Source organism: Haemophilus sp. oral taxon 851 str. F0397 (assembly GCF_000242295.1).
Taxonomy (GTDB): domain Bacteria; phylum Pseudomonadota; class Gammaproteobacteria; order Enterobacterales; family Pasteurellaceae; genus Haemophilus.
This window is the reverse complement of record NZ_JH591072.1, coordinates 1-22409: the sequence shown is the minus strand read 5'-3', so window position 1 is coordinate 22409 and position 22409 is coordinate 1. Positions and strand designations below refer to the sequence as shown.

Annotated in this window: 21 protein-coding genes; 14 read left to right on the top strand and 7 right to left on the bottom strand. The window is 38.4% G+C overall.

All coding sequences use genetic code 11. From position 1 onward, the window contains the following. Nucleotides 1–131 precede the first annotated feature (131 nt). The gene (locus HMPREF9096_RS06165) at nt 132–1775 is read left to right on the top strand and encodes an ABC transporter substrate-binding protein (protein ID WP_009500102.1); all 1644 of its coding nucleotides are present in this window, start codon (nt 132–134) and stop codon (nt 1773–1775) included. Between the two features lie 71 nt (nt 1776–1846). Here HMPREF9096_RS06165 and ligA read toward each other — a convergent pair whose 3' ends face one another. After that, a complete protein-coding gene (gene ligA / locus HMPREF9096_RS06170) occupies nt 1847–3865 on the bottom strand; it encodes an NAD-dependent DNA ligase LigA (RefSeq protein ID WP_009500101.1) in 2019 nt (672 codons plus the stop codon). Between the two features lie 110 nt (nt 3866–3975). Continuing rightward, entirely contained in the window at nt 3976–4962 is a 987-nt protein-coding gene (zipA, locus tag HMPREF9096_RS06175) for a cell division protein ZipA (RefSeq protein ID WP_009500100.1), read from the bottom strand. A 152-nt stretch (nt 4963–5114) separates the two neighbouring features. Here zipA and cysZ point away from each other — a divergent pair, with 152 nt between their 5' ends. Both cysZ and cysK read left to right on the top strand, forming a co-directional pair. Further along, a complete protein-coding gene (gene cysZ, locus HMPREF9096_RS06180) occupies nt 5115–5933 on the top strand; it encodes a sulfate transporter CysZ (protein ID WP_009500099.1) in 819 nt (272 codons plus the stop codon). Between the two features lie 99 nt (nt 5934–6032). Next, entirely contained in the window at nt 6033–6983 is a 951-nt protein-coding gene (gene cysK / locus HMPREF9096_RS06185) for a cysteine synthase A (RefSeq protein ID WP_009500098.1), read from the top strand. Between the two features lie 100 nt (nt 6984–7083). On the opposite strand, the gene sodA is transcribed toward cysK, so the two are convergent. Continuing rightward, entirely contained in the window at nt 7084–7731 is a 648-nt protein-coding gene (gene sodA / locus HMPREF9096_RS06190; RefSeq protein WP_009500097.1) for a superoxide dismutase [Mn], read from the bottom strand. A 261-nt stretch (nt 7732–7992) separates the two neighbouring features. On the opposite strand from sodA, the gene ccmA reads away from it, so the two are divergent. The 11 genes from ccmA to HMPREF9096_RS06245 all read left to right on the top strand — a co-directional run bounded on the left by ccmA (nt 7993) and on the right by HMPREF9096_RS06245 (nt 15824). Then, nucleotides 7993–8631 (top strand): cytochrome c biogenesis heme-transporting ATPase CcmA, encoded by a 639-nt coding sequence (ccmA, locus tag HMPREF9096_RS06195; RefSeq protein ID WP_009500096.1) that lies wholly within the window; start codon nt 7993–7995, stop codon nt 8629–8631. Between the two features lie 4 nt (nt 8632–8635). Further along, nucleotides 8636–9301: a heme exporter protein CcmB gene (gene ccmB / locus HMPREF9096_RS06200; RefSeq protein ID WP_009500095.1), complete on the top strand. Its 666-nt coding sequence runs from the start codon at nt 8636–8638 to the stop codon at nt 9299–9301. A gap of 60 nt (nt 9302–9361) precedes the next feature. After that, entirely contained in the window at nt 9362–10102 is a 741-nt protein-coding gene (locus HMPREF9096_RS06205) for a heme ABC transporter permease (protein WP_005634316.1), read from the top strand. Between the two features lie 40 nt (nt 10103–10142). Then, a complete protein-coding gene (gene ccmD / locus HMPREF9096_RS06210; RefSeq protein WP_005634314.1) occupies nt 10143–10346 on the top strand; it encodes a heme exporter protein CcmD in 204 nt (67 codons plus the stop codon). Further along, nucleotides 10343–10864, top strand: coding sequence for a cytochrome c maturation protein CcmE (gene ccmE, locus HMPREF9096_RS06215; protein WP_005631161.1), 522 nt, complete (start codon nt 10343–10345; stop codon nt 10862–10864). The genes ccmD and ccmE overlap by 4 nt, the downstream gene beginning before the upstream one ends. Beyond that, nucleotides 10861–12807: a heme lyase CcmF/NrfE family subunit gene (locus HMPREF9096_RS06220; protein WP_009500094.1), complete on the top strand. Its 1947-nt coding sequence runs from the start codon at nt 10861–10863 to the stop codon at nt 12805–12807. The genes ccmE and HMPREF9096_RS06220 overlap by 4 nt, the downstream gene beginning before the upstream one ends. Before the next feature lie 140 nt (nt 12808–12947). Further along, complete coding sequence (locus tag HMPREF9096_RS06225; RefSeq protein ID WP_009500093.1) at nt 12948–13493, top strand: DsbE family thiol:disulfide interchange protein; 546 nt, start codon at nt 12948–12950, stop codon at nt 13491–13493. Further along, nucleotides 13493–13954, top strand: coding sequence for a cytochrome c-type biogenesis protein (locus HMPREF9096_RS06230; RefSeq protein ID WP_009500092.1), 462 nt, complete (start codon nt 13493–13495; stop codon nt 13952–13954). The genes HMPREF9096_RS06225 and HMPREF9096_RS06230 overlap by 1 nt, the downstream gene beginning before the upstream one ends. Then, nucleotides 13955–14872: a c-type cytochrome biogenesis protein CcmI gene (ccmI, locus tag HMPREF9096_RS06235; protein WP_009500091.1), complete on the top strand. Its 918-nt coding sequence runs from the start codon at nt 13955–13957 to the stop codon at nt 14870–14872. A 111-nt stretch (nt 14873–14983) separates the two neighbouring features. Next, nucleotides 14984–15514 (top strand): hypothetical protein, encoded by a 531-nt coding sequence (locus HMPREF9096_RS06240; protein WP_032803304.1) that lies wholly within the window; start codon nt 14984–14986, stop codon nt 15512–15514. Nucleotides 15515–15524: 10 nt separating this feature from the next. Next, a complete protein-coding gene (locus HMPREF9096_RS06245; RefSeq protein WP_009500089.1) occupies nt 15525–15824 on the top strand; it encodes a hypothetical protein in 300 nt (99 codons plus the stop codon). A 37-nt stretch (nt 15825–15861) separates the two neighbouring features. Here the strand turns inward: HMPREF9096_RS06245 and HMPREF9096_RS0108670 are convergent, their stop codons facing one another. From HMPREF9096_RS0108670 to HMPREF9096_RS06260, 4 genes are all read right to left on the bottom strand, one after another. Then, nucleotides 15862–17451 carry a phosphoethanolamine transferase gene (locus HMPREF9096_RS0108670; RefSeq protein WP_253269207.1) on the bottom strand — a complete coding sequence of 530 codons (1590 nt, stop codon included), beginning with the start codon at nt 17449–17451 and terminating at the stop codon, nt 15862–15864. A 76-nt stretch (nt 17452–17527) separates the two neighbouring features. Further along, nucleotides 17528–18895 (bottom strand): L-serine ammonia-lyase, encoded by a 1368-nt coding sequence (locus HMPREF9096_RS06250; protein ID WP_009500086.1) that lies wholly within the window; start codon nt 18893–18895, stop codon nt 17528–17530. Between the two features lie 35 nt (nt 18896–18930). Beyond that, nucleotides 18931–20169: an HAAAP family serine/threonine permease gene (locus tag HMPREF9096_RS06255; protein WP_005634295.1), complete on the bottom strand. Its 1239-nt coding sequence runs from the start codon at nt 20167–20169 to the stop codon at nt 18931–18933. Between the two features lie 222 nt (nt 20170–20391). Then, nucleotides 20392–22409 (bottom strand): copper-translocating P-type ATPase (locus tag HMPREF9096_RS06260; RefSeq protein WP_009500084.1); only part of this gene is annotated, 2018 nt, incomplete at its 5' end.

Genomic DNA, 22409 nt, shown 5'->3' with positions numbered 1-22409 from the left:
TAGAATTTTTTTATTTAAAAAAAGCGATATTTGCTTATATCTTATTAAACATTTATTTTAGATAGGATTTATCTAGCATTTTGGTATCACTATGCTCGAATAAATCTCTGCCAACAAAGTGAGGAACTATCATGAAGTTAAAAGCAACACTAACTCTTGCGGCTGCAACGCTTGCATTAGCTGCCTGTGATCAATCAGGTTCAACAAATAAACCGACCGCACAAGCTGAAACCAAATCTGCGTCTAACAACACTTTCGTTTACTGTACAGCAAAAGCACCTTTAGGATTTAGCCCTGCACTTGTAATGGAGGGAACATCTTATAATGCAAGCTCACAACAAGTGTATAACCGCTTAGTTGAATTTAAAAAAGGCTCAACGGATATTGAACCGGCTTTAGCAGAAAGCTGGGAAATTAGCGATGATGGTTTAACTTACACATTCCATTTAAGAAAAGGTGTTAAATTCCATACAACAAAAGAATTTACCCCAACACGTGATTTTAATGCGGATGATGTTGTGTTTTCATTCCAACGTCAGTTAGATCCAAATCATCCATACCACAATGTATCTAAAGGAACTTATCCATATTTCAAAGCAATGAAATTCCCTGAATTATTAAAATCAGTGGAAAAACTAGATGACAACACAATTCGTATTACCTTGAACAAAAAAGATGCGACTTTCTTGGCAAGTTTAGGTATGGATTTTATTTCTATTTATTCCGCAGAATATGCGGATGCAATGCTGAAAGCAGGTAAGCCAGAAACAATTGATAATCGCCCAGTAGGGACGGGACCATTTGTATTTGTTGATTACAAAACGGATCAAGCTGCTCAATATGTCGCAAATGAAAATTATTGGAAGGGTAGAACGCCATTGGATCGTTTAGTTATCAATATTGTGCCAGATGCGACAACACGTTATGCAAAATTACAGGCTGGCTCTTGTGATTTAATTTTATTCCCGAATGTAGCGGATTTAGCCAAAATGAAAACAGATCCAAAAGTACAACTTTTGGAACAAAAAGGTTTGAACGTAGCGTATATCGCATTCAATACCGAAAAAGCACCATTTGATAATGTCAAAGTTCGTCAAGCACTGAACTACGCAGTGGATAAAAAAGCGATTATTGAAGCGGTTTACCAAGGCGCGGGTACACCAGCTAAAAATCCACTTCCTCCAACAATTTGGAGTTACAACGATGAAGTTCAAGATTATCCGTACGATCCAGAAAAAGCAAAACAACTTTTAGCAGAAGCGGGTTACCTAAATGGTTTTGAAACTGATTTTTGGATTCAACCTGTTGTACGTGCGTCTAACCCAAATCCAAAACGTATGGCTGAACTTATCATGGCGGACTGGGCTAAAGTTGGTGTAAAAACCAACCCTGTTACCTATGAATGGGCGGATTACCAAAAACGTGCGAAAGCAGGTGAGTTAACTGCTGGTATCTTTGGCTGGTCTGGTGATAATGGTGACCCTGATAACTTCTTATCTCCATTATTGGCAAGTTCAAACGCGGGCAATTCCAATATGGCTCGTTTTAAAAATCCAGAGTTTGATGCATTACTAGATAAAGCAATCGGATTAACAAATAAGGAAGAACGCACCGTACTTTATAAACAAGCGCAAGTTATCATTCATAATCAGGCACCTTGGATTCCAGTGGCACATTCTGTTGGTTTTGCACCACTTAGTCCACGCGTAAAAGGCTATGTACAAAGCCCATTTGGCTATGATGCTTTCTATGGCGTGAGTGTAGACGGTAAATAATTAATACTATTTCAGTTCTTTTTGGGCCCTTATTTCGTAAGGGCCTTTTTATTTATATGATTCTAATTTAACTAATTTAAAACATTAACCTGCTCTAAAAATTCTTCTTCTGTTAATACTGTAATATTTAGTTCTTGTGCTTTGGCGAGTTTAGAGCCAGCTGCGTCACCTGCGATGACAAAGTCCGTTTTGCTGGAAACTGAGCCACTTACTTTTGCGCCTAGCTGTTGTAGTAATGCTTTTGCTTCGTTGCGACCCATTTGAGTGAGAGTGCCGGTGAGGACGACGGTTTTATCTTTGAATAAGTTTTCACTGGCTTCTTTTACTTCCACAGTTTCCCAATGTACGCCTTGTGCGATTAAATCATCAACGACGGCAACATTATGCGCTTCACGCCAGAATACAAAAATTCTGTTTGCTACAACTTCACCCACATCCGGCACTTGTTGAAGTTGTTCAAGATCAGCGGCTTTAAGCGCATCTAAGGTTTTGAAGTGATTAGCAAGATTTAATGCAGTGGCCTCACCTACTTCACGTATGCCTAAAGCAAAAATAAAGCGAGCAAGAGTTGTGCTTTTGGCTTTCTCAAGACTATTGAGAGCATTTTCTGCAGACTTTGCGCCCATTCTTTCTAAGCGTGTGAGTGTAGTTAAATCAAGTTTAAACAAGTCCACTGGTGTATGAATCAGTTCTCGGTCGACTAATTGTTCTATTAATTTTCCGCCTACACCATCAATATCCATTGCTTTACGAGAGACGAAATGTTTTAACGCCTCTTTACGTTGTGCAGCACAGAATAATCCTCCTGTACAGCGAGCCACCGCTTCGCCTTCAATACGAATAATTTGAGAATCGCACACTGGGCAGTTTGTCGGGAAAATAATTGGTTTAGCATTATCAGGGCGACGTTCATGTAGTACACTGATAATTTGTGGTATCACATCGCCTGCTCGACGAATCACAACAGTATCGCCAATAGCAATATTTAAACGTTCAATTTCATCGCCATTGTGTAAGGTGGCATTACTTACTGTAACACCTGCAACAAATACTGGTTCTAATTTAGCGACTGGTGTGATTGCACCCGTTCGGCCAACTTGGAATTCAACATCATTCAGCACCGTTAATTCTTCTTGAGCTGGGAACTTATAAGCAATTGCCCAACGAGGTGCTTTAGAAATAAATCCTAACTCATTTTGTAAGGCTATATCATTGATTTTTAATACTGTCCCATCAATGTCATAACCCAGCGAGCTTCGTTTATTCTGAATATCTCGGTAAAAATCTAAAACTTCATTCGTGCCATTACATAAACGAATTTCTGGATTCACTGGAATACCGATAGATTTTAGCCATTGCAAACGAGAATAATGAGTGCTTGGTAGTTCAACTCCTTCAGCAATCCCAATGCCATAAGCATTTAATACCAATGGGCGTTTACTTGTAATATTAGGATCAAGTTGACGCAAAGAGCCAGCCGCAGCATTACGAGGGTTAGCAAAGGTCTTTTCACCATGTTCTAGCGCATATTCATTTAAACGCTCAAATCCTGCGTGTGGCATAAAAACTTCGCCTCGCACTTCTAAACGTGCTGGAGGATTGTCTGTTAGAAGTTGTAATGGAATATTACGAATAGTACGGATATTAGCCGTAATATCTTCGCCTGTGGTGCCATCACCACGAGTGGCAGCTTGGGTGAGAATGCCATTTACATACAAAATACTCACTGCCAAACCATCAAGTTTAGGTTCACAACAGAAGGTAAGTGGTTTAGGTAATACGATTAAACGATCTTCAATGCGTTTTACAAAGGCATTGAATTCTTCATCGGAAAAAGCATTATCCAAAGAGAGCATGGGAATTTCATGGCGAATTTGGCTAAACCCAGAAAGTGGTTTTGCCCCAACTCGTTGAGTTGGTGAATCTGAAGTAAGAAATTCAGGATGTTCTAGTTCTAATGCTTTTAGCTGATGAAATAGACGATCATATTCGCTATCAGGCACTATGGGATTATCTAGAACGTGATATTCGTATTCATATTGGCGTAAGGTTTTGCGTAGATTATCTATTTGAGTTTGAATATTTGTCATAAAATTCTCGGGAAAAAATAACCGCACTTTTTGCTTGTTTAGAGTGAAAATAGACAGGCATAAAGCCTGTCTCAATAAAGATAAAAGTGCGGTAAATTTAAGATATGAATTTACACGCGAGCAAGATATGTTTGCTCTGCATTTTCATCAAAGATTTCTTGTTCTTCAGTAAGCACGATGCCTTGTAAATCTTCGGCTAATGTATGTGCTGCGCGGATCATCATTCGTAAATTAGCGAGATTATTACCTGGTGATGGCAGTTGCATGAAGAATACAATTCCCATTGTGCTGAAATCTACTAAGTTATAGGAATCGAATATTCCTGGTTGCTCTAAATTTGCCACGCTGAAGAGAACGGGGCTTGCCACACTTAAATCTAAGTGGCGGTGATACATTTCATCCTCACCCAAGATAAACCCTAAGTTTTCAAGTGCTTGTACTAATTTCGCACCATTGAATTGGTCGCTAGATTTTGGAATAAGATAAAGTTGAATATAGCCAGTTTTTTGTTTCGGTTTAGTTGTGGTTTCTGCTTTTGGTTCATTAAAAGATACGTTGTAGTCCACTTGACGTTCTTCGTGAGCTAATTCCGCAAGTTGCGCTCTTAATTCTGGTGATGATGAATTAATTCCATCGAAACTAGCATTTTGGCTTTGTTCTTCAATTTGTTCCAATGTCATATTCGCAATGCTATTTGATGTCGGCATATCATATTGTGGTTGAGTCGGCTTTAACGGCTCTGAACGATGATTTCCCATATCATAAACAGGTTGAACATTTGGAATTGAAATCTTAATGTCATCGACACTTTTTTCACTTTGTCTATAATCAACAGGTTCTTGAGTCACAGCTGCATTAGGCATGACTTGATGACGAATTGGTGCATTTGCTTGAGCTGTAGTGACGTGAGACAAATTAGCATTTGTTGGCATCGTATCTTCTTGAGGATGTGATCTTTGCACATGAGAAGTGCGGTCAAATTTATTAGCTTTATCAAAATATTTTGATTTCTCACGACGATTTGACCATAATCCGTGCACGATTAAGGCAACAAGTGCCAAAATGCCCACAATAATCAAAATTGTATTTAAATCCATCTTTATTCCTTACGCGTGCTAGTCCTGCGAGAATACTATTAATGGCGCTAATCCTACCATATTTCAGTAGGTGAAAAAATACTTCAATGCGTGGAATTTTAAGGGAAAAGAGCGGTCTGTTTTAGGCGTATTTTTATTGAAAGGAAAGAAAAATGTTGAACCCCAATGAATTAAAATCTGGTTTCCATTATTTTGTAATGGGCTGGCATTACATCACACAAAAAGGTTTGCGTCGGTTTGTTATTATTCCAATTTTGCTCAATACTGTTTTGCTTTGTGGTTTATTTTGGCTTTTTATTAGCCAAATTACGAGCGCTATTGATTGGGTGATGAATTTTATTCCAGACTGGCTGAGTTTTCTTAGTGTAATTTTGTTAACCCTGTCCATTTTAACAATTTTATTGCTCTTTTATTTTACTTTCACCACACTTTCCGGCTTTATCGCCGCCCCTTTTAATGGCTTGCTAGCGGAAAAAGTAGAAAAAATGCTGACAGGTGAAAATATTAATGATGATAGTCTTGTGGATGTAATGAGAGATGTGCCTCGTATGCTTGCTCGAGAATGGCAAAAATTACGTTATAGCCTACCCAAAATTATCGCTTTGTTTTTACTGAGTTTTATTCCTTTGGTTGGGCAAACCATCGTGCCTGTACTTACTTTCTTGTTCACTTGTTGGATGATGGCAATTCAATATTGTGATTATCCTTTTGATAATCATAAAGTCTCTTTTGATATCATGAAAAATGCGCTTGGCAATCAACGAACTCAAAGTTTAACTTTTGGTGGATTAGTGACTTGTTGCACATTTGTGCCTGTGATTAATTTATTAATTATGCCTGTTGCAGTATGTGGTGCGACGGTGATGTGGGTGGAAAATTATCGTAATGGCTTACGTTTTAATATGAATAACCGTTCTTCATCTCAAACAGGGCTTGATGTTCGTTCAAAAAATACAGGGATTGTTAAATAGCCTACAGTTATAAAATAGATCAAATAACTATTTTTTTAATCAAAAGTGCGGTGCTATAAATAAACCAACATTAACGAAGTCCAACAAAAGGGAAATATTATGACAATTTATGCAGACAATTCTTATTCTATCGGAAATACGCCACTTGTGCGTTTAAAACATTTTGGTCATAACGGCAATGTGGTGGTGAAAATTGAAGGTCGTAACCCAAGCTACAGCGTAAAATGTCGTATTGGAGCGAATATGGTGTGGCAAGCAGAAAAAGATGGCACGCTCACGAAAGGAAAAGAAATTGTAGATGCAACGAGCGGTAATACAGGTATCGCTTTGGCCTATGTTGCAGCCGCTAGAGGTTATAAAATCACGCTCACCATGCCAGAAACAATGAGCCTAGAAAGAAAACGTTTATTGCGCGGATTGGGTGTGAATTTAGTGCTTACCGAAGGCACAAAAGGAATGAAAGGCGCGATTGCGAAAGCGGAAGAAATTGTTGCTTCTGATCCAAGCCGCTATGTCATGCTTAAACAGTTTGAAAATCCAGCCAACCCACAAATTCATCGAGAAACAACAGGTCCTGAAATTTGGAAAGATACGGATGGTAAAGTCGATGTTGTGGTTGCTGGCGTAGGAACAGGTGGCACAATTACGGGTATTTCTCGTGCGATTAAATTAGATTTTGGTAAACAAATCACTTCTGTTGCGGTTGAGCCAGCGGAATCTCCAGTTATTACTCAAACTTTAGCGGGCGAAGAAGCAAAACCAGGCCCGCACAAAATTCAGGGCATCGGTGCAGGTTTTATTCCAAAAAATTTAGATTTATCTATTATTGATCGTGTAGAAACCGTTGATAGTGATACCGCTCTTGCCACAGCTCGTCGCCTAATGGCAGAAGAAGGCATTCTTGCAGGTATTTCATCTGGCGCAGCTGTCGCGGCTGCAGATCGCCTAGCTAAATTACCAGAATTTGCTGATAAACTCATTGTTGTTATTTTGCCTTCAGCCTCTGAGCGCTATTTAAGTACAGCTCTGTTTGAAGGGATTGAGGGATAAATAAAAAAGAATAAAGTGCGGTGGATTTTCACCGCATTTTTGTATTTGGTATATCTGGAAAACAAAAAGCCTAGCATTTGCTAGGCTTCTTCAATATTGATTATTTTGCGCAGTTGCAGTGTGCTGTTTTTTGTTCAAAACGTTCTGCAACGAAATCCCAGTTTACCACGTTCCAGAACTCTTTAATGTAGTCTGGACGACGGTTTTGGAATTTTAAGTAGTAAGCGTGTTCCCAAACGTCTAAACCTAAAAGTGGGAAACCTTCACAACCTGCCACTTCTTTACCCATTAATGGGTTATCTTGGTTTGCTGTTGATACAACGGCTAATTTACCTTCAGCAGTTAATACTAACCACGCCCAACCTGAACCGAAACGAGTTGCGGCTGCTTTTTCAAATTCAGCTTTAAATGCATCTACAGAACCGAAATCACGTTCGATAGCATCTTTTAATGCACCCTGTAAGGTTGTACCTTTTTTCAAACCTTTCCAGAATAAGCTGTGGTTTGCATGACCACCAGCGTTATTGCGTAATACGCCGCGTTTTTCTGCAGGGATTTTGTCAAGGCTAGAAACTAATTGACCTGGGCACATCTCCACTAACTCAGCAGGTAAACCTTCTAATGCAGCGTTTGCATTGTTTACATAAGCTTGGTGGTGTTTGCTATGGTGGATTTCCATTGTTTGCGCATCGAAATGTGGTTCTAATGCATCGTAGGCGTAGCCTAATTCAGGTAGAGTGTAAGCCATAATTTATTCCTTCTATGTAAAGACAAATTTCGTTGAGGGTTTTGGTCTATAACCAAAAGTGGGCAAATAATAGCAAAAATTTTGATTTAGATCATTAAATGTTTTTCCTTTTGCATTAATAGACGAATTTATTAAACCTTGTTTTAAATCAATAAACCTATCGATCTACACCTAAAGAGTTATTTGTTTTGGGGGCTAGAATCTCGTCAAATGTTTCTCTTGTGATAGAATACCGCCACTTTTTATTTTCCCTATGCAATTATGTTTGAACCACACAAGTTATCTCTGCAAAATTTATCCTGTCAACGTGGCGAGCGCGTACTTTTTCGTGCTTTGACTTGCGATTTTAATAGCGGTGATTTTGTACAAATTGAAGGGCATAACGGCATAGGTAAAACCAGTTTATTGCGTATTCTTGCTGGTTTAGCTCAACCTTTAGAAGGCGAAGTGCGGTGGGATGCTGAAGCAATTTCTAAACAACGTGAACAGTATCATCAGAATTTGCTTTATTTAGGTCATCTTTCGGGCGTAAAACCAGAATTAACCGCATGGGAAAATTTGCAGTTTTATCAACGAATTAGTCAAGCTGAACAAAATACTGATATTTTGTGGGATTTGCTTGAGAAAGTGGGATTGTTAGGTCGTGAAGATTTGCCAGCCGCACAACTTTCTGCTGGACAACAAAAGCGTATCGCGTTAGGTCGTTTATGGCTGTCTCAAGCACCCTTATGGATTTTAGATGAGCCGTTTACTGCGATTGATAAAAAAGGCGTGGAAATTCTAACCGCACTTTTTGATGAGCATGCTCAACGTGGAGGTATTGTATTATTGACCAGCCACCAAGAAGTGCCAAGTCCTCATCTGCAAAAATTGAATTTAGCGGCTTACAAAGCGGAATAACTTAATGATTTTTTTAGAAATAATTAAACGCGAACTTCAAATTGCGATGCGCAAAAATGCGGAGATTTTAAATCCGCTATGGTTCTTTTTGCTTGTGATTACTTTGTTTCCGCTTGTTATTGGACCAGATCCAAAATTGCTTTCCCGTATAGCACCAGGTATTGCATGGGTAGCCGCGTTACTTTCAGCATTGCTTTCTTTTGAACGTTTATTCCGTGATGATTTTATTGATGGTTCTCTTGAACAATTAATGTTAACCGCGCAGCCTTTGCCGATGACGGCTTTAGCCAAGGTCGTTGCTCATTGGTTGCTCACTGGTTTGCCACTTATTTTGCTATCACCTATTGCCGCTTTGTTACTTTCTCTTGAGGTCAATATTTGGTGGGCATTGGTTTTGACATTGTTACTGGGCACTCCTGTATTGAGTTGTATTGGTGCAATTGGCGTGGCTTTAACGGTGGGATTGCGAAAAGGGGGCGTGTTGTTGAGTTTGCTTGTTGTTCCGTTGTTTATTCCTGTTTTAATTTTTGCCTCATCAGTATTAGAGGCAGCAGGACTAAATGTGCCTTATGGAGGGCAACTGGCGATTTTAGGTGCAATGATGGTTGGCGCAGTAACGCTTTCGCCTTTTGCCATCGCTGTGGCACTGCGAATTAGTTTAGATAATTAATTTCATTTCACCGTATAAAAGTGCGGTGGTTTTTCTCTTAAATTTTTAAGGATCTTTTTTATGTGGAAGTGGTTACATCCTTATGCAAAACCCGAAACTCAGTATCGTATCTGCGGTAAATTGAGTCCGCTATTTGCATTTTTAACACTTATTTTACTCGGTGTTGGCATTGTATGGGGCTTAGCATTCGCCCCAGCAGATTACCAACAGGGTAATAGTTTCCGAATTATGTATGTTCATGTGCCGACAGCGATTTGGTCAATGGGAGTGTACGGTTCAATGGCGATTGCGGCTGTGGTTGCCCTTGTGTGGCAAATTAAGCAAGCTCACCTCGCCATGATTGCAATGGCGCCAATTGGTGCATTGTTTACTTTTTTATCGCTTGTTACGGGCGCCATTTGGGGTAAACCAATGTGGGGCACTTGGTGGGTGTGGGATGCTCGCTTAACTGCAGAATTGATTTTATTCTTTCTTTATCTTGGTATCTTAGCGCTTTATTCTGCTTTTTCAGATCGTAACGTAGGGGCAAAAGCGGCTGGGATTTTATGCATTACAACGGTCGTGATTTTACCGATTATTCATTTTTCTGTGGAATGGTGGAACACGTTACATCAAGGTGCGAGTATCACTAAACTGGAAAAACCATCCATTGCAATTCCAATGTTGGTTCCATTAATTTTGTGTATCTTCGGTTTTTTAACCTTGTATATTTGGCTTACTTTAGTTCGTTATCGCGTGGAATTATTGAAAGAAGATGCGAAACGTCCTTGGGTTAAAGCATTAGCTCAAACACTGAAATAAAGTGCGGTTAGTTTTTAGCGATTTTTATAAGGAATATTTTATGTTTTTCCAGACTTGGAGTGATTTTTTTAATATGGGTGGCTATGGTTTTTACGTATGGTTATCCTATGCAGTAAGTTTAGTGGCAGTGATTGCCTTAATTGTTCAAAGTGTAAAACAACGCAAGACAGTGTTACAAAATGTATTGCGTGAGCAACAACGCGAAGAACGTTTACAACAAGCAAATAAAGGGAACACACTATGAATCCAAGACGTAAATCCAGATTTAAATTAGTCATTTTTGTTGTGCTCGGCATTGCTATTGCAAGTGGATTGATGCTGTATGCGTTACGTCAAAATATCGACTTGTTTTATACGCCATCTGAAGTGATTCAAGGTAAGGATAATAACCCGAATCAAAAACCTGAAGTAGGGCAACGTATTCGTGTTGGCGGTATGGTGGTTGAAGGCACAGTAGTGCGTGATCCAAAAAGCTTGAAAGTGCGGTTCGATTTAAATGATATTGGCCCTGCGATCACTGTTGAATATGAAGGTATTTTGCCGGATCTTTTCCGCGAAGGGCAGGGTATTGTGGCTCAAGGTGTATTAACTCAGCCAACCGTCTTAACCGCGACAGAAGTATTGGCTAAACACGATGAAAATTATGTGCCACCAGAATTAGGTGAAAAAATGCAAAAAGTGCATAAACCAATGGGTATCGGTGATGCGGATTTAAAAGGCGAAAGCACACGTGATCGTCAAGAAAAAGAAGGCGCAAAATGATTGCTGAATTAGGAAATTATGCGCTGGCTTTAAGTTTAGCCGTATCGCTTATGTTAGCGATTTTCCCTTTGTGGGGGGCCGAAAAAGGCAATGTACAATTAATGGCATTAGCTCGCCCAATGACTTATGGTTTATTGGCAAGTTTAAGCATTGCTTTTGCTGCATTATTTTATTTATTCGCAGTAAATGATTTTAGTGTTCAGTATGTCGTGAATAACTCTAATACGGCTTTACCTATTTATTATCGTTTGTCTGCCGTATGGGGTTCTCATGAAGGTTCTTTATTACTGTGGATTTGGTTACTCGCCGTTTGGTCATCTGCCGTTGCTTTGTTGAGTAAACATTTACCCCAAGAAGCGGTTGCTCGCGTGCTTGGTATTATGGGGATTATTAGCGTAGGTTTTGTGTTGTTCGTCTTGTTCACCTCAAATCCTTTTACGCGTACTTTCCCTGATTTCCCAGTGGACGGAAAAGAGCTTAATCCAATGTTGCAAGATGTAGGCTTGATTTTCCACCCTCCATTACTTTATATGGGCTATGTCGGTTTTTCTGTGGCATTTGCGTTTGCGATTGCATCCTTAATGACTGGAAAATTAGATTCAGCTTGGGCGCGTTGGTCACGTCCTTGGACGCTTGCCGCTTGGATATTTTTAACTTTAGGTATCGTACTCGGTTCTTGGTGGGCTTATTATGAGCTTGGCTGGGGTGGCTGGTGGTTCTGGGATCCAGTAGAAAACTCCTCGTTTATGCCTTGGCTTGCTGGTACAGCATTGATTCACTCTCTTTCTGTGACAGAAAAACGTGGTTCTTTCAAAGCTTGGACGGTATTACTTGCGATTTTAGCCTTTTCACTTTGTTTACTCGGTACGTTTTTAGTTCGTTCTGGTATCTTAGTTTCAGTTCACGCATTTGCATCGGATCCAACTCGTGGTTTGTATATTTTGGCTTATCTCGTTGTGGTGATTGGCGGTTCGCTTGCGCTCTATGCGTATAAAGGCAGTCAAATTCGCTCTCGTGATAATGCAGAACGCTATTCACGCGAAAGTATGTTGTTATTAAATAATATCTTATTAATGACCGCACTTTGCGTTGTATTCTTAGGAACGTTGTTACCACTCGTTCACAAACAACTTGGTTTAGGTTCTATTTCTATTGGTGCGCCATTCTTTGATCAAATGTTCTTAATTATTATGACACCATTTGCATTATTGCTTGGTATTGGACCTTTAGTGAAATGGCGTAGAGACCAATTTTCTGCAATTCGTACGCCTGTTGTTATCAGCGTATTTGTTATGGTGATTACAGGTTTTGCGTTACCTTACTTCTTGCAAGATAAAATTACCGTGAGTTCGGTGCTTGGTTCAATGATGACCGTGATTATCGTGTTACTTGCGCTTTATGAACTGCAACAACGTGCGACGCATCGTGAACCATTTTTTGTTGGCGTACGCAAACTATCTCGTTCTCATTGGGGTATGATGTTAGCTCACTTAGGCGTAGCAATGACTGTTTGGGGGATCGCCTTTAGCCAAAACTTCAGCGTAGAACGTGATGTTCGAATGAAAGTCGGCGAGAGCGCACAAATTGGTCGTTACGATTTTAAATTCGCCGGTGTGACGGATGAAAACGGTCCAAACTATATTGGTGGAAAAGCGCAAATTGATATTTCTAAAGATGGGCAACCAGAGGCAAGTTTATTCGCAGAAAAACGTTTTTACACAGTAAGTCGGATGTCTATGACGGAAGCCGCTATTGCTGGTGGTTTAACTCGTGACCTTTATGTGGCACTTGGTGAAAAACTTGAGGACAATTCTTGGGCGTTACGCTTATATTACAAGCCATTTATTCGCTGGATTTGGATTGGCGGCTTATTTATGGCTTTAGGTGGATTGTTGTGTATGTTCGATCGACGCTATCGGTTTAATGCGTTGTTGAAGAAATAGTTTTATTCTTGCCTTCCCCTGCTTGCGGGGGAAGGTGCCCGAAGGGCGGAAGGGGGATTACGATATCCCCCCTTAGTCACTTCGTGACAGCTCCCCCCATAAATGGGTGGAGCAAAGTTAATAAAAAAGTGCGGTAAAAAATGAAAAAAAAATTACTCGTTCCTCTTATTCTCTTTTTATCGATAACAATTGCATTTTTAGTGCAATTAAAACGTAATGCGCAAGGTGAAGATATTAAAGCACTAGAATCTGCTTTGGTTGGAAAGCCTGTGCCAGCAAAAAATTTAACGGAGTTGTTTGAAAATAAAGCTTACACGACTGAATTGTTTCAACAAGGTAAGCCAGTTTTGCTTAATGTGTGGGCGACTTGGTGTCCGACTTGTTATGCCGAACATCAATATTTAAACAAACTTGCTAAAGACGGTGTGCGAATTATAGGTTTAGATTATAAAGATGAATCACCTAAAGCAATGAAGTGGTTAAAAGATCTTGGCAATCCTTATAAAGTTGTTTTAAAAGATGAAAAAGGTTCTTTCGGTTTGGATTTAGGGGTATATGGTGCGCCAGAAACTTTTATTATAGATGGTAAAGGCGTGATTCATTATCGTTATGCCGGTGATGTAAACGAGAAAGTTTGGACTCAGACTTTAAAACCAATTTATGACAAACTTTCGGAGCAACAATAATGAAAAAAACATGGCTATTTTTGACCGCACTTTTGTTTAGCTCAGTGGCGTTTTCATCCATTGATGCGCTTAATTTTAGTTCTCCACAGCAAGAGAGTGATTACCACCAATTAACACAATCTTTGCGTTGCCCTCAATGTCAAAATAACAATATTGCGGATTCCAATGCAACTATCGCTGTGGATATGCGTGGCAAAGTATTTGAGCTTTTACAAGAAGGCAAATCGAAAAATGATGTGGTGGATTATATGGTGGCGCGCTATGGCAATTTTGTAACTTACGATCCACCTATGACAGCGAGTACATTAGTGCTATGGATTGCCCCGTTATTGCTTGTGTTGTTAGGCGTGGTATTTTTATTAAGACGTAAACCAAAAGCTCAAAGTGCGGTGAAATCCCAAGATGTTTTAACTGATGAAGATAATGAGCGTTTGGCAGAATTATTAAACAAGGATAAATAGATGAATTTTGCATTAATTTTTATATTAACCACTTTAGTTGTGGCGTTAATTTGTTTTTATCCTTTATTGCGTCAATTCAAAGTGAAACATGGGCAAAAACGTGATGATTTAAATAAGGCGTTATATTTCTCGCGCTTGGAAGAAATTGAGCAAGATAATTCCCAAGGTTTAGTTGAAAATGTTGAGCAACTCAAACAAGAATTACAGAAAACCTTGCTTGATGATGTGCCGAGCAAGGTTCAAGAGAATGTGGATTCTTCAGGCAAATCTTATGGAAAAGTGTGGTTTGCGTCTGGCGTGTTGGCGCTAGGAATTATCGCGGGCTCTTCTTATTTTATGGTGGGATCTTGGCAAGCTGAATCGATGCTAGAGCAAACTTATGCGAAATTGCCATATTTCTTTGAACGAATGAAAGATGAAGATAAAAATCCATTTTCTGATGCAGAAATGCAGCAATTTTCTACCGCACTTCGAATCGATTTGCAGAAAAATCCAACTGATGCAAAAAAATGGTGGATGCTTGGTCAAATTGGGATGAATTTAGGTGATGCGCGTTTGGCATTTGATAGCTATCAAAAAGCTAACAAACTTGAACCAGATAATGTGCAATATAAATTAGGTTATGCTCGTATATTGATGTTCTCTGAAGATGCGACTGATAAACTTAAAGGTGGCGATTTATTGCGTGAAGTGATTCGTCAAGATCACACTAACATTGAAGCATTGAGTTTACTCGCATTCCGTTATTTTGAAACGGAAGATTATAAAATGGCGGCAGTGACTTGGGCGATGATGCTACGTTTAATGCCTAAAGATGATGAGCGTGTTCCATTAATCGAAAAAAGTATTCGTGCCGCACGTGATGCTTTAGAAGCTCAAAATGAAGAAAAATCAAAAAGTATTACCCCAGAAAAATAATCTAGTATCATACAAGCCTTTTTGGTATAGTGGGGTTATATCACTTACATGCGGCTAGTTGTTCGTATTTCATGTGAGAAATACAGGCCAAGATATGAAGGAAAACGGTAAATGGATTATAAAAATCACACATTTTTTTCTTTATTTTGTTGCATGCTGATTAGCTTGCTTATACCACGCTTATCTCTTGCAGAAGGAATGTCTAGCTCAGTAACTTATGTTGATGAAAAAGATAAAAAGGCTTTTAGCTCAAATGTTTCTGATAATGATGTGCAGAAACTTGCACAAAGTATTGAGTTAAAAGTTTATAAAATTGACGAGATGAGTTCATCGGAGAGTGTTTTTGAGTCTCCAGCAGGCATTTGTCAGGGATTTAAAGTGAAAAGAGGTGTAGATTATACAAATTCAACTCACAATTATCTTTCGCCAAATGATAAAAGTGAATATTACGGTAGTGTAACGGGGGCGACGATTTATAATCAAAAAGATCCTCAAAATTTAAGTTATGTGCCAGTTTATTCAATTACAGATAAAGATTTATCTAAGCGTATTCAGTTAAAAGAAAATAAAACATTAAAGGAAAAAGCAGCGAATTATGTATCAGAAGGCAGGGCAGTGCTAACTGATGTAATTTGTAAATAGGATGTATTTAATGAGAAAAATAGTTTTTGTTAGTTGTGCAATTTTAGGTTTAGCAGCATGTTCATCTCAACCAGAACAAACTGGTGGCGGTGTTTATGATATGAAGGCTGTGCAAGAGTATAACACTCGTGTAACAAGTGGTAATACGGTTACTCAGGCGCAGAAAGATAAAGTGGCAAGTCAAGTTGATACTAACTTAAAATTGAATGCGAGTGATAATAAGGTTAAAACGCGAGTGAGAAGTTCGCTACCGGTTATCCCTGTAGTCCCAAGTGTCGGGTATCATTATAATTACCATTATTTTAGATAGAAAAACTAAAGCCTTGATTATCAAGGCTTTAGTTTTATCAATGTAGCTTGGCTGGGTCATCTTTTAGTAAATTAACATCAATAATATTTTCCCAGTCAAAAACTTTTATTTTTTGCTCTTTAGGATTAAAGAAATCAACTCCAGATAAATGTTTTTCTTTTATTCCTAGCCATTGAGTAAAACCATACATAAAATTAAATGCCGATTGTTTTTCATTAATTTCTATTCTTTTAATTGAATCACTTGAAAACATAATAAATGGAACTTCGTAGTCTTGTTTATATAAATTACTAACATGTAAGGAATCATTTTTATGTGCTAAACCATGATCTGAAAAATATATCACGGAAAAAGATTCATTATTTTTAATTAATAACTTATTTATATCTTCAATGAATTTATCGGTGTATTTTATTGATTCTAAATAACAAGACATTTGTTGATTGATGAAATAATTTTCAACTTTATAAGGTAATCTTTCACAAAAGATTGGGTGCGACCCCATTAAGTGTAATACTATTAATTTATTTGTATTTTTTTCTTTTTCCAAAATCTCTTTAAATTTTGGCAATAATTCAGTATCAAATTTTTTCTCAGTGTCATACCATAAATCTCTTGTAAAAAAATTGTAATCTGCATTAACTCCCAAGCGGGACGCCATAGTGTCAAATTCTCCCATTTTCCCTTGATTTGAAAGCCAATATGTTTTTATATTTGCTAATTTTAATAGAGAAATTATATTGTCAGTATAAACAGTTTTATAATTTTCCTGCCTATATAGTGTTCTTTGTAACGATGGTTGTGTATTTGGTGCTGCAGAATAGTAATTATTAAAAATAGTACCATTTATACTATCTAAGAATGGAGTTGTCTTGATTGGATAACCATATAAGGACATATAATCCTTTCTCATACTCTCACCAATAATAAGAATGTAGTTCTTATATTTAGGTGAGACAGAGACAATGTGCCATTTGGAATCTTCATCAAACGCTCGATCAAGAAAGTGCTTTTGTTTGAAGTACTCTGAGACTACCCTGACTGTTTCAGAATAAAAAGATAATGGATATAACTTAGATTGAGAAAAGTAATATGAATAAGAAATATCAGATGATTTTGATTTTATAATGCCATTAATTGGTTTTATTAATACGTAAGAAAGTAAAGTTATCCATATTAAAATGAATGTTTTTTTCTTCTTTCTCGATGTGATAAATTTGCTTGCTTGCTTGCTTGAATATATTACACTAATTAACACAAAAAAATAAATACACATTAAAGCATAAATATAATTTGGGATTGAAGATAAATACTCTAATGTTTCGTTTATGTTAGTTTCATATATTGATGCTATAATTCCAAAAGAGGGACCGCCATAAGATACTCCTGCTGGATAATAAATTATAGAGGTTATAAATAATATACTAGACGTAATCAAGCCAATGATTCTTGATGATGAAAATATTAATATTAGAAAAATATATAATGTAATATGGCTAGATGAAAAAATGTTTCCTGTATGGGCTTTCCCTAAGCCAATATTTGTTAGGAATGAAAAAATCAAAAGCGACAAATGAAAAAATATATTCACTTTATTTATTTGATGTCTTAGAATTGTTGTTTTCAATGTATTTCCCTCTTTAATATATGAAATAATCAATAAAAATAATTTGATTCTGATTTATTAACTTTTTTGTTGCTTGTTAGTTACAAACAATCTTAACTGCAAGTCCGCCTTGAGATGTTTCGCGATACTTGGCGTTCATGTCTTTGCCTGTTTCATACATTGTTTCAATCACTTTATCCAAGGTTACTCTTGGATTAGTGGTACGGCGTAAAGCCATACGTGATGCATTGATTGCTTTTACTGAAGCAATTGCATTGCGTTCGATACAAGGTACTTGAACTTGACCGCCGACAGGGTCGCACGTTAATCCTAAGTTATGCTCCATTGCAATCTCAGCAGCGATGCATACTTGCAGTGGATTGCCACCCAGAATTTCAGCTAGTCCTGCAGCAGCCATTGAACAGGCTACACCCACTTCACCTTGGCAACCCACTTCTGCGCCAGAAATCGAAGCATTCATTTTATAAAGTGAACCAATCATTCCTGCTGCTAATAAATAGCGTTCAATGATTTCAGGTGTTAATGGTGAGATGAACTTCTCATAGTAAGCTAATACTGCTGGAATAATCCCGCATGCACCGTTGGTTGGAGCTGTGACTACGCGTCCACCCGCTGCATTTTCTTCATTGACAGCAAGCGCAAACATATTAACCCAGTCGATCACACGCATTGGATCGTTAGATAAATTAGTATTTGCTTGCAACATACGATAAAGAGAAGCAGCACGACGTGGTACTCGTAATGGCCCAGGTAAAATCCCTTCAGTATGAATACCGTGTTCGATACAAGCTTGCATCGTCTTCCAGACATTATCTAAATGAGCACTAACAGCTTCTTTGCCATGCAAGGCGACTTCATTTTCTAGCATCACGGTGGAAAGCATTAAGCCGTTATCACTACAATGTGTCAAAATATCTTCTGCATTTTTGTAAGGATAAGGCACTTGGACAGTGGTTTTTTCCTCTTGCCCAAAATGAGCTTCATCGACAATAAAACCACCCCCGATCGAATAATAGGTTTGGCGATAAAGTTCTGTGCGATTTTCATCAAGAGCGGTAATTGTCATGCCATTTTCATGCAATTTTAAAAAAGTGCGGTGGAAAATGAGGTTATTTTCAAAATCAAATTTTACCGTTTTTTGACCAACATTAATTGGTAAAAGAGCTGTTTGTTTCACTTTCTCGATGAAACCTGAAATCATATCGATATCCACATTATGTGGTAAATAACCCGCTAACCCCATAATGATGGCGATATCCGTACTATGTCCTCTCCCTGTCATCGAAAGAGAACCATATACATCCACATGAATTTCAGCGGTTTGTTCAAACTGATCTCGTTCAATTAAGTCATCTATAAATTGTTTGCCAGCCTTCATCGGGCCGACAGTGTGGGAACTGGATGGCCCAATTCCCACTTTAAACATATCAAATACGCTAATCATAAATTTCTCAAAATTCGCTAAACTTTAAAGGGCGCTTATAATAATCCATAAACAACCGCAGAGATAGCGATTAATCCCATAATCGTTACAAAAACATTACTGAAACGTCCGCTGTAGCGTTTCATCGCTGGGATTTTGCGAATCGCGTACATTGGCATGATAAACAATATCATCGCAATGATTGGGCCGCCAAGAGATTCGATTAAGCCTAAGATACTAGGATTAATAATCGCCACGCCCCATAACGTTAATAAGAAGAAAAGAGCGGTCGCATAATTGAGTTTTTTACGATTTACAGATTCGCCTTTCATTTTCAAATATAAGCCTTCTAAGCCTTCACGTGCGCCCATATAGTGACCGAAGAATGAGCTAGTAATCGCTAAGAATGCAACAAGCGGGCCAAAATAAGAGATATATGGATTATCAAATTTATTCGCTAAGAAAGACAAAATACTGATATTTTGTGCTTTTGCCGCTACTAATTCTTCAGGTGTTAATGTTAATACACAGCTAAATACGAAGAACATTACAAAGAATAACAAAATCGTTGAGGTGCCTTTTTCTGTATGGCCGATATGGCGTTCTGCACCATCGAAAGTTTTGTATTCACGGAATTGTGAGCAAGTGAAAGATGAAATTGCTGGTGAATGGTTAAATGAGAATACCAATACAGGAATCGTAAGCCACAATGTGGTGACAAAACCGCCTGCTGTTGGGAATTCATGTAACATCGCACCATTCCATTCTGGAATTAAGTAAATAGAAAGTGCGAATAAAATTAATACTAATGGGTAAACAAGCCATTCTGTGATTTTTAACATCACTTTTTCATTAAATAGCATGACGGAAATCAATACTGCAATTAATACAAAAGAGAGAATAGCTCGGTTTGGCGATGCCATGCCAAGTTGATTCACAATGAAAGAATCGACAGTGTTAGTAATACCGTTACCGTAAATTAAAAGAATAGGGAAAATCGCGAAGAAATAAAGTAGGGTGATAAGTTTACCCGCTGTTTTACCAAAGTGTTCTTCCACTACTTCAGTAATATCGCTGCCAGGATTTTTTGATGAAAGTACAAAATAGGCTAAGCCTCGGTGAGCAAAATAGGTCATTGGTCCGACGATAATTGCCATTAAAACTAACGGCCAAAATCCACCCATCCCAGCGTTAATCGGTAGGAATAAGACGCCAGCGCCAACCGCCGTACCGAAAAGGTTTAACATCCATGTTGCATCAAATTTGTTCCATTTGAGTTTTTCTGTTGGTTTCATAGTTTGCTCCAAAGCATAAATTACTTAAATTTGTCAATTTGCAGAGCAAAATATGCCCTAACAAAATTTGAGTATTATGTTATGCCGATAAATAGAGAATCTCAAAGAGCAAATTCTAAAATTGTGATCAAGTTAAAATTTTTTTATCAAAAGTGCGGTAATTTTCAACGACAAAAAAATCGGTGCGATCACGACACCGATTGCGTATAAAAATAAATGAAATTAGATCCGCACTTTTTTCAATCTTAAGGCATTCATCAATACGGAAATTGAACTCATCGCCATCGCGGCGCCTGCAATCACTGGATTTAGAAAACCGAAAGCGGCAAGGGGTATGCCGAGAATATTGTAAATCAATGCAAAAAATAGATTTTGTTTGATATTTTTCAAGGTTGCCCTTGCAATAAAAAGCGCATCCACAAGTTGATTTACCGAATGTTGCATAAGCGTTGCTGAGGCCGTTTGTTCTGCAATATCTGAACCTGATTTCATCGCAAAACTGACGTTTGCAGCGGCTAAAGCAGGCGCATCATTTATTCCATCACCTACCATTGCTACAACATGACCAAGATCTTTCAGCTTTTGAATTTGTTCCGCCTTATCTCTAGGGCTGAGTCCACCAAAGGCTTTCTTAATGCCGAGCTGTTTTGCTATATAATCCACGACAGATTGTTGATCGCCACTCATAATTACTACATCAATATTTTGCTGTTGTAAGCGTTGAATGGCATGCAAGCTATCGTTTTTTAAGGTATCCGTCAGCGCAAATGCGCCAATGGGTTTATTATTTATAGATACCGCGACAATGCTCGCAATTTGCCAGATATCCTCTAAATTTTTAGGCAAGATTAAACCGCAATAATCTGGTTTGCCTACTTTTATTGTTCCTACTTGTTCTAATTCGGCTTGAATGCCTTGACCGACTTCCATCTTTGAAAAAAGTGCGGTGGGAATGTCTAACATTTTTTGTTCTGCTGCTTGCACAATAGCTTTTGCAATTGGGTGGTTAGCTTGTCGTTCAACGGCTGCGGCAAAACGATACAAATCGTCTTCAGAATACACCGCACTTTGTGGTTGCCATAGTGCTGAAATTTCAAGCTCTCCCTTTGTTAGTGTGCCAGTTTTATCAAGTACAACGGTATCCACATAGGCAGTTCCCTCCATTGCTGCTGCATCTTTAAACCATACGCCAGCATTGACCGCTTTACCTAAACCAACCATTATGGATGCTGGTGTGGCTAATCCCAAGGCACAAGGGCAAGCAATCACAAGCACGGATACCGCGTGAATAAGTGAAGACACACTATCATTCGTCAGAACGTAAGTTAACGCGAAAGTAACAAGTGAAATCACTAATACAGCTGGCACAAACACTGACGCAACTTTGTCTGCAAATCGTGCAATTGGTGCTTTTGAGCCCTGCGCATCTGATAATGCATTCATCATATCGCCAAGTAAGGTTTGGCTACCAAGTTGATTCGCTCGATAGATAATAGAACCTTCTGTTACCATCGCCCCAGCTAATACTTTTCCACCTTTCTGTTTTTCTTCTGGACGAGATTCACCCGTTAAATGGCTTTCGTCACACCACCCATTTCCACTTTCAATTATGCCGTCTGCTGCAATACGCTCGCCTTGATTGGCACGAATGATCTCGCCAATATTGACTTGGTCAAGAGCAATTTCAGTCCATTTGTCATTACGCAGAGCAGTGACTTTTTTCGGTGTCAGTTGCAAGAGCATGCTTAAGCTATTTAGGCTGTGCTTTTTAGTGCGATCTTCAAGAAATTTTCCAAGACTGACAAAACCAATCACCATAACAGAAACTTCAAAGTACACATGTCCCATTGCATGATTGTCGTGGTAAAACAACATGAAAGCAGAATAAAGATAAATGGTGAGCGTTCCTGTACTGACAAGGACATCCATATTGGCAAGTCCACCACGAATACTACCGATTGCTCCGCGATAAAATGGAATGGCTAACCAAAGTTGCACAATGCTCGCTAATGCAAATTGCCAAATAGGTGGCAACATTAAGTTATGTGAGCCACTCATCATGCCAAGCATACCAATCAGAAATGGAATATTGATTATCCAAAGTAGGATTAATCGCCAAGGGATTGATATATTTTTTTCTTCTATTGGTAATTCGTTGGCTTGTTTGATATGAGCAGAAAAACCTGTTTTATGAATAATCTCTATAATTTCAGTTTCGCTTACTTGCGTAGAGTCAAATA